The organism is Klebsiella sp. MISC125, assembly GCF_051131775.1.
In the GTDB taxonomy this organism is placed as follows: Bacteria; Pseudomonadota; Gammaproteobacteria; order Enterobacterales; family Enterobacteriaceae; genus Klebsiella.
Map to the genome: position 1 here is coordinate 339,491 of NZ_CP180448.1, position 16,096 is coordinate 355,586.

General features: G+C 47.3%; 16 protein-coding genes. 11 read left to right on the plus strand and 5 right to left on the minus strand.

From position 1 onward, the window contains the following. Window positions 1-15: 15 nt before the first annotated feature. Window positions 16-489: a PTS sugar transporter subunit IIA gene (locus ACMYSL_RS01535; RefSeq protein ID WP_434661194.1), complete on the minus strand. Its 474-nt coding sequence runs from the start codon at window positions 487-489 to the stop codon at window positions 16-18. A gap of 1 nt (window position 490) precedes the next feature. Next, window positions 491-2,005 (minus strand): BglG family transcription antiterminator, encoded by a 1,515-nt coding sequence (locus ACMYSL_RS01540; RefSeq protein WP_434661195.1) that lies wholly within the window; start codon window positions 2,003-2,005, stop codon window positions 491-493. 437 nt (window positions 2,006-2,442) lie between these two features. Between ACMYSL_RS01540 and ACMYSL_RS01545 the strand changes: the two genes are divergently transcribed. Next, window positions 2,443-3,006 (plus strand): NADAR family protein, encoded by a 564-nt coding sequence (locus tag ACMYSL_RS01545; RefSeq protein ID WP_434661196.1) that lies wholly within the window; start codon window positions 2,443-2,445, stop codon window positions 3,004-3,006. A 259-nt stretch (window positions 3,007-3,265) separates the two neighbouring features. Here ACMYSL_RS01545 and ACMYSL_RS01550 read toward each other — a convergent pair whose 3' ends face one another. Further along, window positions 3,266-4,414: an iron-containing alcohol dehydrogenase gene (locus ACMYSL_RS01550; RefSeq protein WP_434661197.1), complete on the minus strand. Its 1,149-nt coding sequence runs from the start codon at window positions 4,412-4,414 to the stop codon at window positions 3,266-3,268. Between the two features lie 120 nt (window positions 4,415-4,534). Between ACMYSL_RS01550 and ACMYSL_RS01555 the strand changes: the two genes are divergently transcribed. From ACMYSL_RS01555 to ACMYSL_RS01600, 10 genes are all read left to right on the plus strand, one after another. After that, window positions 4,535-5,158 (plus strand): glutathione S-transferase family protein, encoded by a 624-nt coding sequence (locus ACMYSL_RS01555; RefSeq protein ID WP_434661199.1) that lies wholly within the window; start codon window positions 4,535-4,537, stop codon window positions 5,156-5,158. Between the two features lie 421 nt (window positions 5,159-5,579). Beyond that, the gene (locus ACMYSL_RS01560; RefSeq protein WP_434661201.1) at window positions 5,580-6,044 is read left to right on the plus strand and encodes a PTS sugar transporter subunit IIA; all 465 of its coding nucleotides are present in this window, start codon (window positions 5,580-5,582) and stop codon (window positions 6,042-6,044) included. A 36-nt stretch (window positions 6,045-6,080) separates the two neighbouring features. After that, window positions 6,081-6,365, plus strand: coding sequence for a PTS sugar transporter subunit IIB (locus ACMYSL_RS01565; RefSeq protein WP_224266276.1), 285 nt, complete (start codon window positions 6,081-6,083; stop codon window positions 6,363-6,365). Between the two features lie 11 nt (window positions 6,366-6,376). Then, window positions 6,377-7,771 (plus strand): PTS galactitol transporter subunit IIC, encoded by a 1,395-nt coding sequence (locus ACMYSL_RS01570; RefSeq protein ID WP_434661204.1) that lies wholly within the window; start codon window positions 6,377-6,379, stop codon window positions 7,769-7,771. A gap of 79 nt (window positions 7,772-7,850) precedes the next feature. Next, window positions 7,851-9,362, plus strand: a complete 1,512-nt coding sequence (locus ACMYSL_RS01575; RefSeq protein WP_434661205.1) for an FGGY-family carbohydrate kinase — start codon at window positions 7,851-7,853, stop codon at window positions 9,360-9,362. Further along, window positions 9,362-10,396 carry a zinc-binding dehydrogenase gene (locus ACMYSL_RS01580; RefSeq protein ID WP_434661206.1) on the plus strand — a complete coding sequence of 345 codons (1,035 nt, stop codon included), beginning with the start codon at window positions 9,362-9,364 and terminating at the stop codon, window positions 10,394-10,396. The genes ACMYSL_RS01575 and ACMYSL_RS01580 overlap by 1 nt, the downstream gene beginning before the upstream one ends. 189 nt (window positions 10,397-10,585) lie before the next feature. Beyond that, complete coding sequence (locus ACMYSL_RS01585) at window positions 10,586-11,323, plus strand: GntR family transcriptional regulator (protein WP_434661207.1); 738 nt, start codon at window positions 10,586-10,588, stop codon at window positions 11,321-11,323. An 11-nt stretch (window positions 11,324-11,334) separates the two neighbouring features. Next, window positions 11,335-12,195, plus strand: a complete 861-nt coding sequence (locus tag ACMYSL_RS01590) for a class II aldolase (RefSeq protein ID WP_434661208.1) — start codon at window positions 11,335-11,337, stop codon at window positions 12,193-12,195. Window positions 12,196-12,218: 23 nt separating this feature from the next. Beyond that, window positions 12,219-12,488: an HPr family phosphocarrier protein gene (locus tag ACMYSL_RS01595; protein ID WP_434661209.1), complete on the plus strand. Its 270-nt coding sequence runs from the start codon at window positions 12,219-12,221 to the stop codon at window positions 12,486-12,488. 161 nt (window positions 12,489-12,649) lie between these two features. Further along, window positions 12,650-13,723: a galactitol-1-phosphate 5-dehydrogenase gene (locus ACMYSL_RS01600; RefSeq protein WP_434661210.1), complete on the plus strand. Its 1,074-nt coding sequence runs from the start codon at window positions 12,650-12,652 to the stop codon at window positions 13,721-13,723. A 57-nt stretch (window positions 13,724-13,780) separates the two neighbouring features. Here ACMYSL_RS01600 and gorA read toward each other — a convergent pair whose 3' ends face one another. Both gorA and ACMYSL_RS01610 read right to left on the minus strand, forming a co-directional pair. Continuing rightward, a complete protein-coding gene (gene gorA, locus ACMYSL_RS01605; RefSeq protein WP_182235217.1) occupies window positions 13,781-15,133 on the minus strand; it encodes a glutathione-disulfide reductase in 1,353 nt (450 codons plus the stop codon). Between the two features lie 71 nt (window positions 15,134-15,204). Beyond that, entirely contained in the window at window positions 15,205-16,047 is an 843-nt protein-coding gene (locus tag ACMYSL_RS01610; protein WP_110274832.1) for a 23S rRNA (adenine(2030)-N(6))-methyltransferase RlmJ, read from the minus strand. Window positions 16,048-16,096: the final 49 nt, after the last annotated feature.

Below are 16,096 nucleotides of genomic sequence, written 5' to 3' on the forward strand. Positions count from 1 at the left end.
CTCCTGGGAAAGTTATTATTCTTCGGTGTTGTTAATAATCAAGCTGTATAGTTCCTCCTGGGTATTAGCGTTAAGTAATTTTTCAACGATATCATCATCGCCCAGAGCGATTGACATTTTAGCGAGCACCTTGATATGCCCGGCACCGCTATCAATATCTTTGACGGCAAACAGGATAACCAGCTTGATGTCAGTGCTATCCATCGCCTCCCAATCAATGGGGGTTTTAAGTTTGGCAACGGCAATGCGCGTTTCATTGACCCAGGATGATTTCCCATGCGGGATGGCGATGTGATTTTCGAAGCCCGTCGCGCCAAGTTCCTCACGCGCCAGGACATCCTGAATAAAACCCTGTTTATTACTAATGGCTCCTTCTGAATATAATTGATCCGTCATCTTTTCGATAACATCTAATTTATTTTTCGCCACCAGATCGACCATGACGCATGATTTACTGAGTAAATCGGAAATAATGATTTTTTCTAACATCTTACTTCTCCCTAATGTTTGGATTCAGGTTTTCCCCTAAATATTCAGTAACGCGGGTAATATCTTTCATAGAAAATAAAGCAGAAACGTAGGCCACAGGAATGTTGACATTGTCAAGACGAATTGTGGAGATGATAAGATCGCAGGCCTTATGCATCAGCACTTCTTTTAATTTGGCTCCGGGTACAATATCGATGATTTCCCAGTCGGGAAATGCCCGTTTTATTCGGCTATAAAGAAGTTGTGACGTACCGATTCCGCTAGAGCAAACCAGAATGATTTTCTTACTGACTTTTATTCTTTCAATCGCCGCCTGGATATATACCGTTAGGTAAGCAATCTCATCATCTGATGGTGCAGACATATTTAAATGTGAATTGAGTTTTTCGACCGCTATTTTCACACACGAAAACACCGAGTTTAGCTCTTGCCTGATCTCTTCCAGCAACGGATTGTGTATAATGATACTGTAGGACAGTCGATTCAACATCGGTTTAATATGAGAGGTTAACGCGTTTTTCAGCACGCTATCGTATGATAAATCAATAGATAACAACGTTGAGACGTCTTTAATTAACGTTGTGGCATAGCTGGTAGCATCATGATTATTTGACTGCGACTCTCCTGACGCGTTGGATAACGAGTGAATCCCGGAAGAGATAATGTATTGATAAATATAGCTGGCTTCAATAGGCGGGAAGGTTGTGCTGTATTCATTTTCCAGCCATTGAATTGATTTTTCTGCAATCTGCCACTCTTTATTATCGGCACGAATAAAATCATCGCTGGTATCATTACTAAAATATTTACTTTCCGAGCGTCGAATCGTCACCAGGAGGTGAGAGAATAAATTGGTGTAATATGGCTCGCTAATAGAGCAGTGTAGCTCCTCTTCTATTATCGATATGAGGTTCATACAGTTAGCAACATTAGTTTTACCAAATTCTTTGATAAGTTGAACCCGGGAAAATCGATCGATTCTGCTATCGGTCATTTGATAGTTGTTCAAAACGCTGTAGGTAATTATATCTTTGAGCGCCATTCGGATATTAAAATCGCTCCCTTCGATATACGTTCCGGTATGGTTTTTGATCATCTTCAGGCTAAACGATATAACCCAGGCTTCAATCTTTTTTAAATCAACGACAATCGATGAACGGCTAATAAAATATTTCTCGGCCAACGCGTTGATCGATAGTGGTTCCGGCGAATGAGTGAGTAAATCAGTAGTAATACCGATTAATCTTTTGCTCCTCAATATCTCACGTATCGAACGATCGCCAGGATGATGGGGCAGGGATAATGCTTTCCCGACAACCAGTTTGAGACCGAAACCGGGTTTGCTATCGATGCGATTTTCCTTGCCGTGGTAAAATTCATTGATTACCTCGATATCTCTGCGCAAAGTGCTGACCGATACATTTAAGAGTTCGGCGGCGCGTGTCGCCGGTAACCATTCATTTTCCAGCGCTAATAAATTGATCAGGTCAATTTGTCGTTTATCCAGCACGTTCATTTTCAACCTCTTTGTAGAGATATGGGTGCTTCTATGAGAGTAGTTATAATGGTGCGGGGTAAATAATAAAATACTAAACAATGAGTGCAATATTACCACTAAGATGAACAGCACCGTGGAATGGTGAGGGGGATCACTAAATCCAGCATGGCAGATAATTAAGGCGCAAAATTAAGATATTTGCATTGAGGGTATTATGATTTTTGGCAGCCGCGATGGGTATTTACTGGTTTATACCCTAAATAATTCGAGTTGCAGGAAGGCGGCGACGCAGGGAGTCCCCGGGAGCTTACTGAAGTAAGTGACCGGGGTGAGCGAGGAAAGCCAACGCATATGCAACTTGAAGTATAACGGGTATATCTCTGGTTCTTGACAACATGAAGTGCCACGAGTAACAAAGTGGTCAAATTGACGATAATTTTTGTGGATGATGAGTTATGCAACAGGGAAAGTATACGTTAGATACATTGCAGCAGAGCATACGGATGGGTAAACGTTTCAAGTATCTCTATTTTTGGGGTCATCGACCTTCTCCCAGCGGCGTTGTAACCTCCTCCTGCTTTAGTCAGTGGTGGTCATCACCGTTTGAGGTGGACGGCGTGACCTATGCTAGTGCCGAACATTGGATGATGGCGGGTAAGGCCAGGTTATTTAGCGACGAGGCTATATTGCCCCGCATTCTGAATGCTAAATCGCCAGCAGAAGCGAAGAAGTTCGGCAGGCAGGTCTCCGGTTTTAATCAGCAAATATGGGAAGCGCACTGTTTTGACCTGGTGTGCGAAGGCAACCTCCACAAATTTAGTCAGCACCCGCAACTGGGCGCATTTCTTGTCGGCACCCGTACGCGTGTGCTGGTTGAGGCCAGCCCTGTTGACCGCATCTGGGGTATCGGCTTAGCGCAGGATGACGAGCGTGCAGCTAACCCGCTGAGATGGAATGGAAAAAATTTGCTCGGTTTTGCGCTGATGGTGGTAAGGGACACGATTGGAGGTGCCAATTAATGATAATAGTATCACCGTTGGTGAATGGTGCCGATCCTGCTTCGATAGACTTCACCAGGTAACGTGCCGTTGTCTTGAGGTTATTCCACGCCAGCAATTGCGGGAAAGGTGAGATTCTCATGCAGGTCCAGGGCTGAGGAATCCCCGGAAAATCATTCTGTCTTACTGGAAATATTAACGCGTTGTTATGTCATTAAAAATGTCAGCGGAACGGCTCCCTCTCCCCTTCGGGGAAAGGGAGAAAACGATCCTCAACTTTTTATTCCCACGCGGCTTCCAGCATCTCCAGTAGCTGCTCGCTGGTCAGCATCACCGGGTTAGCCTTCATCGATGATGAGCTGCTGGCGGCGAGCGCCGCAGGCTCCAGGGCGTCGCGCGGTACGCCGAGATCGTGCAGATTGCCCAGACCCGCGTGCTGGCTCCACTCTCGCAGGCTCTCCCAGGCGTTGCTCGGATCAACATCCAGCCCGGCGGCCAGCCACTGGCGCACGTCAGCAAAGCGTTGCTTGATTTTCTCATTGCTAATCTGCGCTTCATTCAGCGCCAGGCCGAAGGGGAGCAGGCTGCCGCAGAGCGCGCCGTGGGCGGCGTTGCTTAGGCCGCCCAGTGGACCAGCCAGGCCGTGGATCACGCCGAGTCCGGCATTCGCCAGCGCCAGCCCACCGCACAGGCTAACCCATGCCATCTCGTCGCGGCTGTCCGGGCACTCTTTTTCCATCAGCGTTCTGAGCGCTTTAATTCCGCGCGGGATCGCCTCCCGGCATAGCGCATCGGTAAAGGGATTGGCGCAGGTGCAGAGCCACGGCTCGATCACCTGGGTGATGGCATCGAGTCCGGAAGCTAACGTCACTGCTCGCGGCGCGTTGTCGGTGAGCGACGGGTCAACAATCGTCAGGTCCGGCAGCATACGATCGTCGCGCAGGCTCACTTTACGCTGCTGTTCGGGGACGTTAATCACCGCATTTTTCGTCACCTCCGCTCCTGTGCCAGCGGTTGTTGGGATGGCGGCAAACGGTAGCGGGTTAGCCTCTAATACGCGCCCGGTACCGACCACTTCCAGATACTCGAGAGCCGCTCCCTGAGCCGGAACCAGCGCCGCAATCGCTTTGCCTGCGTCAATCACTGCGCCGCCACCGAGACTGACCACCGCCCCGATGCCCTTTTCCCGCGCCAGGCGAACGCCCTGTTCAATATCCTGTAAGCAAGGTTCATGGGCGATAGATAGAGTGGTGACTTCAAGCTGATGCGCGCGCAGTTCCGCCAGCAAAAACTCAGCGCGTTGCAGGCTGGCGCCGTGAACCAGCAGTATCTGCGCGGAATGCCCGGCGAGCCAGGGGGCTGCGCTACGAGCAAGGCCGCGTCCAAAGCGGATATTGCCCGGTGTTAAAACGTTAAAAGGGGTCAACATGTCGGGTACCTGTTCTGGAGAAAAATCCTGCAATCCACTATACACATTATCAAGCTGTACACGTGTTGCTGTTGGAGTATTGTGAAACAACCATCTCTTTTGATTGAGGTATTGCTGACAATGATAAAAATACTGGGCAAGCGCTCATCAATTAACGTGCGTAAAGTGCTGTGGACCTGTGAAGAGGCAGGGCTGGATTATCAGCAGGAAGATTATGGCAGTGGGTTCCAGTCAATCGAGACGCCTGAGTTTCGTGCCCTTAACCCGAATGGGCTGGTGCCGGTGCTGCTGGATGACGATTTTGTGTTGTGGGAGTCGAACAGTATTTGCCGATACCTGGCGCGTAAAGCGGGGCGGGAAGACCTGCTCCCCAGCGCACCGCAGGCTGCCGCTGAGGTTGAGCACTGGATGGACTGGCAGGCGACGGAGTTTAACAATGCCTGGCGCTACGCTTTTATGGGGCTGGTGCGCAAGGATCCACGCTTTCAGGACCCGGCGGCGATCAAAGAGAGTATTGCCGCCTGGACCCGCTGCGTGCAGATCGTTAATGCGCAGCTTCAGCAAACCGGAGCATGGGTCACCGGTAGCCAGTTTACCCTCGCGGATATTGTCCTTGGCCTGTCGGTGCATCGCTGGAAAATGACGCCGTTCGCCCATCCGGGAATGGCGGAAGTCGAGCGCTGGTATATGGCGCTGAACCAGCGTTCGGCTTTTCAACGTCACGGGAATAATGGCGTGGCGTAAAAGTTATCTTTGCCCTTATGGGAGCCTAATTATTTATTAATACTATTGATAAATATTGATTTTCTAGTTTAAAGCGATAGTCATTTACCACCCGCTAGCTATAGCGTAAGCAAATTCCAGACTCTCCCCTGGCCGTGTTGAGGCAGCGTTAGGATCTCAATGCGGCCCGATCTCACCGTAATGCTTCAAATCAGCAAGCCACTCGTTATAATTTATCTATATGATAAATAAGTAATTTATTTTAAATTCAAAATTTAGAGGATCTTTTATGTGATGTATCACACAAAAAAAAACCGGCGCTATTGAAGCAAATTCGAGCTAGGTATAGCTTTAAGTCACTTGAACATGGTTGTACATAGACAACCATAGCCATCAGTAGATATGTTGCACACGAATCCCCTCATGAGGGTCAGAGGTTTTTATGTCAATTGCATCCAGTATTGATAACGATTTTATCCTGCTTAACCACCCAAGGTGTGAGCGCGAAGATCTGTTTCGTGAGATTAACAACCTTTTAGTCAATAAAAGCTTTGTAGAGGAGACGTATCTCCAGGCCCTTATTAACAGGGAAGAGAATAATCCGACGGCTATGCAGCTTGAGAGAATAGGTGTCGCGATCCCACACGTGGATGTTGAACATATCAAAGAAGAAAAGCTCGTGGTTGTCTCATGCCCTGAAGGTATTGAGTTTAAGCAAGCTGAAGATCCTGATGAAGTTATGACAGTACATGTCATCTTCTTCCTCTTATTGAAAGAAAAAGATGCACATATCGATTTTTTGATGAAGCTTATCGGTTTATTCAGAAAAACTGAAAAAATGGATACGTTTTTAACAACACAATCACCTGAAGAAGTGAAGAAACTCCTCACCGCAGCTCTTAATTAAAACAGCATATTAGTCAAATAAATGTACCCGGAGATTATGATGAACAAGAAAATTATTTTTGCATGTACTAGTGGTATTGCTACCTCGGCTGTTGCAACTGAGAAAGTGGTTCAGTATTGCAAAAGCAAAGGGATTAATGTTGAACCTATTCAATCAAATATCGGCACTATTGGTAAACAGGATGGTATGGCTGATTTAATTATTGTCACTTCTGCTGTTAAAACAGAACTTAAAACTCCAGTTCTGAATGGACTTCCGCTTCTGACTGGTTTTGGTGAAGAGGAATTATTGGAAAAAATCGTTGCCATCCTTAAACAATAAAGGTGAGCGTGATGGATAAAGTATTTTCCGCAGTCCAGTTTATTCTGGGACTGGGGCCGACAATCATGCTGCCGATAATTATTTTTATTATGGCAATGTGCTTGCAGACGGGTTTTAGCCGGGCATTGCGCTCAGCTTTAACCATCGGTATGGGGTTCATCGGTATCTTTCTGGTCTTTGGCCTGTTGGTTGATACTCTCGGACCGGCGGCAAAGGAAATGGTCAATCATACCGGCATTGATTTACCGGTTGTCGACCTGGGCTGGACGCCGCTCGCTGCCATTGCCTGGGCTTCACAGGTTGCACCGTTTGTTGTACCAATGACCATTGGTATTAACGTCCTGATGTTAACGCTGAACTGGACGAAGACGGTTGATATTGATGTCTGGAACTTCTGGCATTTTTCGATGGTCGGCGCCATGGTTTACGGAGTTACCGGAAACTTTTTCTTTGGTTTACTTATTGCTGGCGTTACTGCTGCTATCACCTTTGTTATGGCAGACTGGTGCGCTCCGATGATTCAGAAGTATTTCAATCTTCCGGGGATTTCGTTACCCACCTTATCCGCAGTTATTTTCTTCCCGATAGGTGTTCTGGGGAATATGGTGCTCGATAAGATCCCTGGGCTTAATAAGCTGAATGCGGATCCGGACCAGATTCAGAAACGGTTTGGTGTCTTTGGCGAACCAATGATGTTGGGGGTTATCCTCGGTGCCGGTATTGGTCTTCTTGCGGAATATGATCTTAAGGGCGTATTGAACCTTGCCATGAGCCTGGGGGCGGTAATGTTGATTATGCCGCGTATGGTTAAGCTGCTGATGGAAGGGTTGCTGCCGCTGTCAGATGCTGTTCGTAGCTTCTTACGTAAGCGTTATCCCGATCGTCACGACCTGTATATCGGTCTGGATATTGCGGTGGCAGTGGGTCATCCATCCGTACTTTCAACAGCCTTACTGTTGATTCCGGTTGGTATCCTTCTGGCGGTGGTTCTCCCGGGTAACAGACTGCTGCCATTGGGCGACCTGGCTAACATTTGGGTTCCCATTTCGATGGTGGTACTGGCTTGTCGCGGGAATATCGTTAGGGCATTTATTATCGGGATCCCTTGTCTGGCCGTTAACTTGTATGTGGCTTCGGCGGCAGCGCCAATTTTGACAAAAATTGCTAAGGATATGAATTTCCCAATTAAAACGGATGGCGAGATCTCTAGTTTGCTAGATGGTGGAAACCCATACCGTTTTTGGGCAGTAAAAATCTTTGATGGTAATGGAATTGCGTTGGCCCTTATCCCTGTCATATTCCTGCTTTGCTTGTGGCTGTATCGTGTGACCAAGAAACAGCTTAAGGCAGAAGAGGCGGCAGAAAACAATGAAACCTCTGCAAGTAATATCCCAGTAGTAAAATAATCCAGTCTATTCTGAAGCAGAGTCATTCTGCTTCAGAATAAAAACAAACGATGACCCTTGCAAATATAAGGGGAGAGTGATGTATACGATCGGAATCGATATTGGTACGACGAATTGTAAGGTGTGTTTGTTTCAGGTTCCATCTCTTGATTTAGTGAATCAATATAGTTTTAGGACACCTAAGATTATCGATGGCGATAATACGGATTTTGATGTTCGCCTGATATGGAATGGCGTTGTTCACGGCCTTAAAACGATAACTAAAAATTTGCATGCTGGACAAAATGTAAGCGCTGTTGCGGTAGCCAGCGTTGGTGAAGCAGGAGTGCTTCTCGATGAAAATGACAATATTATTGGCCCTTCTTTAATCTGGTATGATACTCGACCAAAACAGCAGCTTGAAAATATTATATCTGCGCTGGATATAGAAAATATTTATGAGATAACGGGGATTCCGGCGCATTCAAATTACAGCATCAATAAGATAAAATGGCTTCAAGATAATATTAAAAATGCCAAAGATGGTCGCAAATGGCTTTGTCTTGCTGAGTATATTGCATTTATGTTGTCAGGAGAGAAACGTTCTGAATACTCTTTAGCCTCACGGACAATGGCGCTGAATATCGCGCAGATGTCATGGGATGTGAAGATGCTGGAGATTGCTGAGCTCACCCCTTCACTCTTTAGTCCTTTGGTGTATGCGGGAGCGTCCATTGGTAACGTCACGGCTGAGGTTTCTGCCCTTACGGGGCTATCAACAGATACACAGGTCGCTATTGCCGGGCACGATCATATGTGTGGTTCCGTAGCGGTAGGGTTGAATGACGAAAATCAGATTCTGAATTCTACGGGGACTACGGAAGGTTTACTGGTGGTTACCGAAGCCGTCAACAATAGTGAGAGTTTCTTCCGTGCCCGGGTTTCAAATGGAGTTCATGTGTTGCCGGGACTGCATTCTCTGTATGCCTCATTGCCTTCTGCAGGATATGCCATTGAATGGTTCAGAAATTTGTTTGAGCTTGATATGCCCGCTTTCCTGAGAATGGTTGATACGCTCAGCAATGAGAAGGATTTAGTTGCTGCCGGGAAGATGGATGGCATTTTTATTCCCCATCTTCGCGGAAGCGGGCCGCCTGATCGCAATACCTGGTCTCGAGCGCTGATCTATGGCCTGGACGATAAGTCGCGGCCTGAAGATGTTCTGCGCTTTGTTTTCCAGGGATTATGCTTTGAACTTAAGAATTTGCTCGATTTGTATGAAACTCTGACTGGGCGTCATTATCCGGTCGTTAATGTTATCGGTGCTGCTTGTAAAAACCCGTACTGGCTGCAGCTTAAAGCCAACATTCTGAATCGTGAAATTGTCGCCTGCAATGTTGATGAAGCTGTGAGTAAAGGTGCTGCGATGTTAGCGGCTAAAGCCGTTGGCATTGATATTGATAGCCGTTCCGTCACCGCAGCGGAGCAGTTGACGCGTTATCTGCCAGAGAGTGATGCGGTAGCGCATTATCAGCAAATTTTTTCTCAGGTGTATAAACCGCTTTATGAATCCAAGATGCGTACTGAGCATCTTTGTTATGGAGTTAACTAATGAAAGCCAGCGTTTATTACAGCAAAAATGATATTCGTTATGAAGATATCGATGTGCCAGAAATCGGTGATGGTGACATGCTCATAAAAATGCACTCTTGCGGCCTGTGTGGGACCGATATTCATAAGGCACAGCATCAGACTGTCACTGGCCCGATAATCCTCGGTCATGAAGTATCAGGTGAAGTTGTTAAAGTGGGGAAAGAGGTCACCCGCTACCGCGTTGGCGAGCGAGTTGTCACAGCAATACACGTTCCCTGCTTTAACTGTCACTACTGTGACAGAGGGTTTTTTACGCTGTGCGATCAGTTCAAAAAAACCAACCTTGAACCCGGTGGCTTTAGCGAATTTATCCGTATTCCGCGCCTGCACGTTGAGCATCTAACGCATCGAATTATTGACAGCCTTGACTGGGATCGTGCAGCGATGATTGAACCAGTGGCTTGCTGCCTGCATGGGCTGAAATCAGCCAATATCCATGCTAAAGATACCGTTCTGGTGCTGGGGTCCGGCACAATTGGCCTGGTGAGCGCTCAGCTTGCCGCATTGAAAGGCGCATCGACCGTCATCGTATCCGACCTCTCTCGGTTTAAGCGTGAACTGGCGTTAAAGGTTGGCGTGACTCATGCGATTGACCCTGCTAATGAAAATCTTGAAATGCGTGTGGCGGAAATTACTCAGGGTAAAGGGCCTGATGTGGTGATCATTGCCGCAGGCGTCTCGTCGCTGGTTTCGCAGGCGGTGAATGTCGTTCGTCGCGGCGGCAGAGTCGTGGTGTTCTCCCCGTTTGACAAGAACCCAGTGGTGGAAATTGACGCAGGTCGTTTGTTCCGGGATGAGATATCTCTTGTAGGCACCTACTCGCTTACGCCGTATGAAATGAAAGAAGCAATTGAAATTGTTGAGAAAGATAAAATTAACACCAAAGATATGATTACTCATACTTGGCCGCTTTCTCGTATTAGTGAAGCCATTGAGTTTGCAGCAAACCCTGAAAATGATGTGCTAAAAGTGATCATTAAAGCAGATAAATAATGGCATCAGAGCCCCGCAGCTTGAATGTACTGGGGGCTTTTTTGCAGAACATCACGATATGTTGCCAAAAGATTAGAGTGTTGGGCTGAAACTGTGAAGTTGATCATATAGTTAGATTTTTAAAAAACTCTGTATTATCGTAACTTGTTCATACTTGTATACAGATGATCTACACAGGAGAAGCACAACATGAGCAGCATACTTAAGGATTCAGAAATTCCATTGTATATGCAGGTTTCGGAATGGATCCGTGAAAATATTTATAAAGGAGAGTTAGGTAAAGGTGACAGGATCCCTTCTGAAAACCAGATAATGGACATTCTGCATGTCAGTCGGGGAACGGTAAAAAAAGCAGTAACAATGTTGGTGAATGAAGGGTTACTGGTTCAGGTTCAGGGTAAAGGGACTTTTGTTAAAAAAGAGAATATTTCTTATGCCCTTGGAGAAGGATTACTCTCATTTGCTGAATCACTCGAAAGCCAGCATTTGTCTTTTACCACAGAGGTGATTGATTCGTACATTGAGAAGGCATCTAAAAGCGTGGCTGAGAAGCTAAGAATTGAACCTGGTGCTCCTATACTTTATCTCAAGCGTGTAAGAAGTGTGGAAGGTGAAAGAGTGATGTTGATTGAAAACAGAATCAATATTGCCCTTTGCCCTGGAATTACTGAGATTGATTTTAATAAACAAAATCTGTTTCCAACGGTAGAGCAACTCTCCGGCCAAAAGATAGTGTATTCAGAGAGTCGTTACGCGGCAAAAATTGTTGGTAGTGAACGTGGCCATTATCTAGAGGTTAATGAGGATGCACCAGTTCTACATTTAGAGCAGCTTGTATTTCTTGAAAACAAAATGCCATTTGATTTAGGAAACGTCTGGTTAAAATCAGATAAATATTATTTAGGTACTATTCTGCAACGAAGATAGAGGATAATGCTATGCCATTAGTTAACGGTAAAATCTTACTGGACCGTATCCGTGAGAAACGAGTGCTTGCCGGTGCATTTAATACGACTAACCTGGAAACGACGATCTCAATTCTTAATGCAATTGAGCGTTCGGGGTTACCCAATTTTATTCAGATTGCACCGACGAATGCGCAATTGTCAGGTTATGACTATATTTATGAAATAGTTAAACGTCATGCTGATAAGATGGATGTGCCGGTTAGCCTCCATCTTGATCATGGGAAAACCTTTGATGATGTCAAACAAGCCGTACGAGCAGGGTTTACTTCTGTAATGATTGATGGCGCAGCATTTTCCTTCGAAGAGAATATTGCATTTACCGCTGAGGCTGTGGATTTCTGCAAATCATATGGTGTACCAGTAGAGGCGGAGTTAGGTGCTATTCTGGGTAAAGAGGATGACCACGTCAGCGAAGCCGACTGCAAAACTGAACCAGAAAAAGTTCGTACATTCGTTGAGCAAACCGGCTGCGATATGTTGGCTATTTCTATCGGCAACGTGCATGGTCTTGATGATATTCCACGTATTGATATTCCATTACTACAGAAAATTGCCGAAGTTTCACCGGTACCATTAGTTATTCATGGTGGTTCAGGTATTGATGCTGAAATTCTGCGCAGCTTTGTTAACTATAATGTTGCCAAAGTCAATATAGCCAGCGATCTACGTAAGGCTTTTATCACTTCGGTGGGTAAAGCTTATGAACATAACAATAATGAAGCAAACCTGGCTCGGGTTATGGCATCGGCAAAACAGGCTGTTGAAGATGATGTGTATTCGAAGATTCTTATGATGAATAAAGGCCATCATTTTTTACGTAAAGCCTCCTGAAAATAATTATAGCTGGAAGAATCATGATTAGACAAAGCGTCAAAGTAGTGAACAGTACCGGGTTGCACGCCAGGCCTGCCGCATCTCTAGCCAAAATTGTGAAGAAATATACATCATCACTGACTTTGGTTAATAATGGAAAAGAGATCCAGATCAAAGGAATGATGAGTATTCTTGGTGCTGGAGTGAAAGGTAACACCATGGTTGACCTTATCTGTAATGGTGAGGATGAGCATGAGTTAATGAGCGAATTAAAAACAGCATTTGCTGCTGGTTTTGGTGAAAAAGACTAGTTCTATTAGGGTAAGTCTATTTTCACTTTTTGGGTGAGAACTATTTTTCATATAATAGAGTAACAACTGCGTTGTTTACTCTTTGGTATTCTATTATCGTTTCTCACCCGAATTTTATATATTTTAATGCCGGTTCATTTTAGTTGCCAGGGAGTGATTATATGAAAGCGTTAAATCTTTATTCGATACAAGATGTAAGATATGAGGAGGTGGAAAAACCATCCTTAGTCAACGATCATGATGTTTTAATCAAGGTCGCGGTGGCTGGTATCTGTGGCTCGGATATTTCTCGTTTTGGCAAGCTGGGGTCATATAATCCGGGGTTAATCTGGGGGCATGAATTCTCTGGTGTTGTAGAGCAAGTGGGAGCCGCAGTGACAGGACTGAAAAATGGCGATCGGGTTACAGCATGTAACTGCTTCCCCTGCTTTGAATGTTGCTATTGCCAGCAGGGACATTATGCACGATGTACCGACCTAAAAGTACTCGGCGGCCATAAAAACGGCGCTTTTGCGGAGTATATTCTTGTTCCTGCGCGCAATGTTCTGAAGCTACCTGATTCAATGGATTTTGCGACAGCAAGCTTTATAGAACCTTCCAGCGTAGTGGTACATGGGTTACGGCAGGTTGATATTAAAGCAGGCAGTCGGGTGGCCATAGTTGGCTGCGGAACGATCGGTCTTTTGGCTGTGCAATGGGCAAAGGTATGTGGGGCAGGGGAGGTTTATGCTTTTGATACTGATGAACAGAAACTTGATATTGCCAAACGTACGGGAGCCAGCCATATATTTTCCGTTCTCGATGAAGGATATCTTACCCGTTTTCAGATGCTGACCGAAAACCTTGGTGTGGACATTGTTATAGAGTCTTCAGGAAATGCAGGAGGTATTGCCAGCGCTTTGCTTCTTGCGGCAAAAGGTGGTTCCGTTGTCCTGTTAGGAATACCTTATGGCGATGTCAGCTTCCCGAGGCTTAACTTTGAGAAAATTGTGCGCAATGAGTTAAAGGTGCTTGGGTCGTGGAATTCAATATCAGCGCCATTTCCAGGGCAAGAATGGAAAACATCAATACAGTATCTGAGTTCCGGAGCCATTGACATTAAGCCATTAATCAGTAGGCGAGTGGCTCTTAAGGATGCTCCTGCCGTTTTTCCAGGACTATACAATCGGCAGAACTTTTTTGTGAAAGTACTGATCGATATCGGTAGTTGTACAGGAAAAGAACGAGAAAGCTGAATTCTACTGGCTGGAATTATTAAAGAAAAACCCCGTGCTAACACGGGGTTCCGAGAATTACCTCATCGTCACAAATTCTTCCGATGCCGTCGGGTGAATCGCCACGGTATTATCGAAGTCTTTCTTAGTCGCGCCCATTTTCAGCGCCACCGCGAAGCCTTGCAGCATTTCGTCCATACCAAAACCGATGCCGTGAATGCCGACAATCTTCTCTTCCGGGCCGACGCAGACCAGCTTCATGCGGCACGGCTGGCGGTGCGAGGTCACCGCGGTGTACATGGCGGTGAAAGAGGATTTATACACCTTCACTGCGTCATCACCGTACTGCTCGCGCGCCTGCGGTTCGGTTAAGCCGACGGTGCCGATAGGCGGATGGCTGAAGACCACGGTCGGGATGTTGCTGTAGTCCAGATGCTCGTCCGGCTTGTTGTTAAACAGACGCTCTGAGAGGCGACGACCGGCGGCAACCGCCACTGGGGTCAGCTCAACGGCACCGGTATTATCGCCCACGGCGTAAATACCAGAAACGTTCGTATTCTGGAATTTATCGACGACGATATAGCCTTTATCGTTGGTTTTCACACCTGTAACGGCGAGATTGAAGTTATCGTTTGCCGGTTCGCGACCAATCGCCCAAATCAGGCAGTCGACGGTCTGGCTGCGGCCATCTTCCAGCTCCAGGGTCAGGCTGCCATCGGCATTCTTGACCACCGCTTTCGGAATGGAGTTGGTGTGCAGCTGCGGGCCTTCGGCGTTCATCACTTCGACCAGCGTCTCGACGATTAGCGGATCAAAGCTGCGCAGCGGCGCGTGTTTACGCACAAACAGGTGAGTTTCCGCACCCAGGCCATTAATCACGCCCGCCAGCTCAACGGCGATATAGCCTGCGCCAACGACCGCAACGCGTTTCGGCAGCGCCGGCAGTTCGAAGAAGCCATCGGAATCGATGCCGTACTCGACGCCCGGAATATTAGGATGGCTCGGACGACCGCCGGTGGCGATCAGGATATGATCGGCGGTGATGGTTTCACCATTCACTTCCACGGTTTTCGCATCGACAAAGCGCGCGAAGCCCTTAATCACATCGACTTTGTTTTTACCCAGCACGTTATCGTAAGAGGTGTGGATACGGTCGATATAGGCGCTACGGCTGGCGATCAGTTTGTCCCAGTCGAAATTATTGATGGTGGCATCAAAGCCGTAATCCGGGCCATACAGATGGATTGCTTCGCGGATCTGCGCCGCATGCCACATGACTTTCTTCGGCACGCAGCCGACGTTCACGCAGGTGCCGCCCAGATCTTTGGCTTCAATCAGCGCGCACTTCTGTCCATACATTGCCGCACGGTTGATGGAGGCGATGCCGCCGCTGCCGCCGCCGATAGCGATGTAGTCATAATGTTTGGTCATGGCTCTGGTCCTTATTATTGAATGGCCGCGATTGTAGCGCGAGGCGTAAAAGGTTCCACCGATGGTTGCGATTACTCTGGCACGATCCAACTGACCGTTGCGTGGCCGATACCGTTCGGTACCAGCTTCTTATGCAGCCACGGCAGCACGTTGTTCATCTGCTGCTCCAGCTTCCACGGTGGGTTGATGACGATCATCCCGGAGGCGGTCATGCCGCGCTGATCGCTGTCCGGGCGTACCGCCAGCTCAATTTGCAGAATTTTGCGAATGCCGGTGGCTTCTAACTCTTTGATCATGCGCTTAATCTGTGCTCGCAGCACCACCGGATACCATAGCGCGTAGGTACCGGTCGCAAAGCGCTTGTAGCCTTCATGAATACCGGTCACTACCGCCTGGTAGTCGCTTTTGATTTCGTAAGGCGGGTCGATAAGCACCAGCCCACGACGAGAAACGGGCGGCAGCTTAGACTTAAGTTGCTGGTAGCCATCGGCTTTTTCCACGCGGGCGCGATCATCTTTCTGGAACTCGGAGCGCAGCAGTGGGAAATCGCTCGGGTGCAGCTCGGTCATCTGCAGGCTGTCATGCTCGCGCAGCAGCTGACGGGCAATCAGTGGGGAGCCCGGGTAGTAGCGCAATTGACCGCTGCGGTTGAAATGCTGGACGACGGAGATATACGGCTCCAGCTCGGCGGGCAGGTCATCCTGCTGCCAGATGCGGGCGATACCTTCAAGATATTCACCAGTACGCTCGGCGTGCTCGCCGCTCAGCTGATAGCGGCCTGCACCGGCGTGAGTGTCCAGATAGAGAAACGGTTTTTCTTTCTCTTTGAGCGATTCAATGATCAGACTCTGAACGGTGTGTTTAAGGACGTCGGCGTGGTTGCCTGCGTGAAAGCTGTGGCGATAACTGAGCATGGATGCGGTGATTCCGGGAAGTAAACAAGATAACCGATAGTTTACCGCA

What these genes read in the sequence shown, in the direction of transcription:
- ACMYSL_RS01570 (WP_434661204.1), top strand. Translation starts at nt 6,377, where the DNA reads ATGGATAAAGTATTTTCCGCAGTCCAGTTTATTCTGGGACTGGGGCCG.
- ACMYSL_RS01555 (WP_434661199.1), top strand. Translation starts at nt 4,535, where the DNA reads ATGATAAAAATACTGGGCAAGCGCTCATCAATTAACGTGCGTAAAGTG.
- ACMYSL_RS01610 (WP_110274832.1), bottom strand. Translation starts at nt 16,047, where the DNA reads ATGCTCAGTTATCGCCACAGCTTTCACGCAGGCAACCACGCCGACGTC.
- ACMYSL_RS01600 (WP_434661210.1), top strand. Translation starts at nt 12,650, where the DNA reads ATGAAAGCGTTAAATCTTTATTCGATACAAGATGTAAGATATGAGGAG.
- ACMYSL_RS01595 (WP_434661209.1), top strand. Translation starts at nt 12,219, where the DNA reads ATGATTAGACAAAGCGTCAAAGTAGTGAACAGTACCGGGTTGCACGCC.
- ACMYSL_RS01560 (WP_434661201.1), top strand. Translation starts at nt 5,580, where the DNA reads ATGTCAATTGCATCCAGTATTGATAACGATTTTATCCTGCTTAACCAC.
- gorA (WP_182235217.1), bottom strand. Translation starts at nt 15,133, where the DNA reads ATGACCAAACATTATGACTACATCGCTATCGGCGGCGGCAGCGGCGGC.
- ACMYSL_RS01540 (WP_434661195.1), bottom strand. Translation starts at nt 2,005, where the DNA reads ATGAACGTGCTGGATAAACGACAAATTGACCTGATCAATTTATTAGCG.
- ACMYSL_RS01590 (WP_434661208.1), top strand. Translation starts at nt 11,335, where the DNA reads ATGCCATTAGTTAACGGTAAAATCTTACTGGACCGTATCCGTGAGAAA.
- ACMYSL_RS01585 (WP_434661207.1), top strand. Translation starts at nt 10,586, where the DNA reads ATGAGCAGCATACTTAAGGATTCAGAAATTCCATTGTATATGCAGGTT.
- ACMYSL_RS01535 (WP_434661194.1), bottom strand. Translation starts at nt 489, where the DNA reads ATGTTAGAAAAAATCATTATTTCCGATTTACTCAGTAAATCATGCGTC.
- ACMYSL_RS01580 (WP_434661206.1), top strand. Translation starts at nt 9,362, where the DNA reads ATGAAAGCCAGCGTTTATTACAGCAAAAATGATATTCGTTATGAAGAT.
- ACMYSL_RS01575 (WP_434661205.1), top strand. Translation starts at nt 7,851, where the DNA reads ATGTATACGATCGGAATCGATATTGGTACGACGAATTGTAAGGTGTGT.
- ACMYSL_RS01545 (WP_434661196.1), top strand. Translation starts at nt 2,443, where the DNA reads ATGCAACAGGGAAAGTATACGTTAGATACATTGCAGCAGAGCATACGG.
- ACMYSL_RS01550 (WP_434661197.1), bottom strand. Translation starts at nt 4,414, where the DNA reads ATGTTGACCCCTTTTAACGTTTTAACACCGGGCAATATCCGCTTTGGA.
- ACMYSL_RS01565 (WP_224266276.1), top strand. Translation starts at nt 6,081, where the DNA reads ATGATGAACAAGAAAATTATTTTTGCATGTACTAGTGGTATTGCTACC.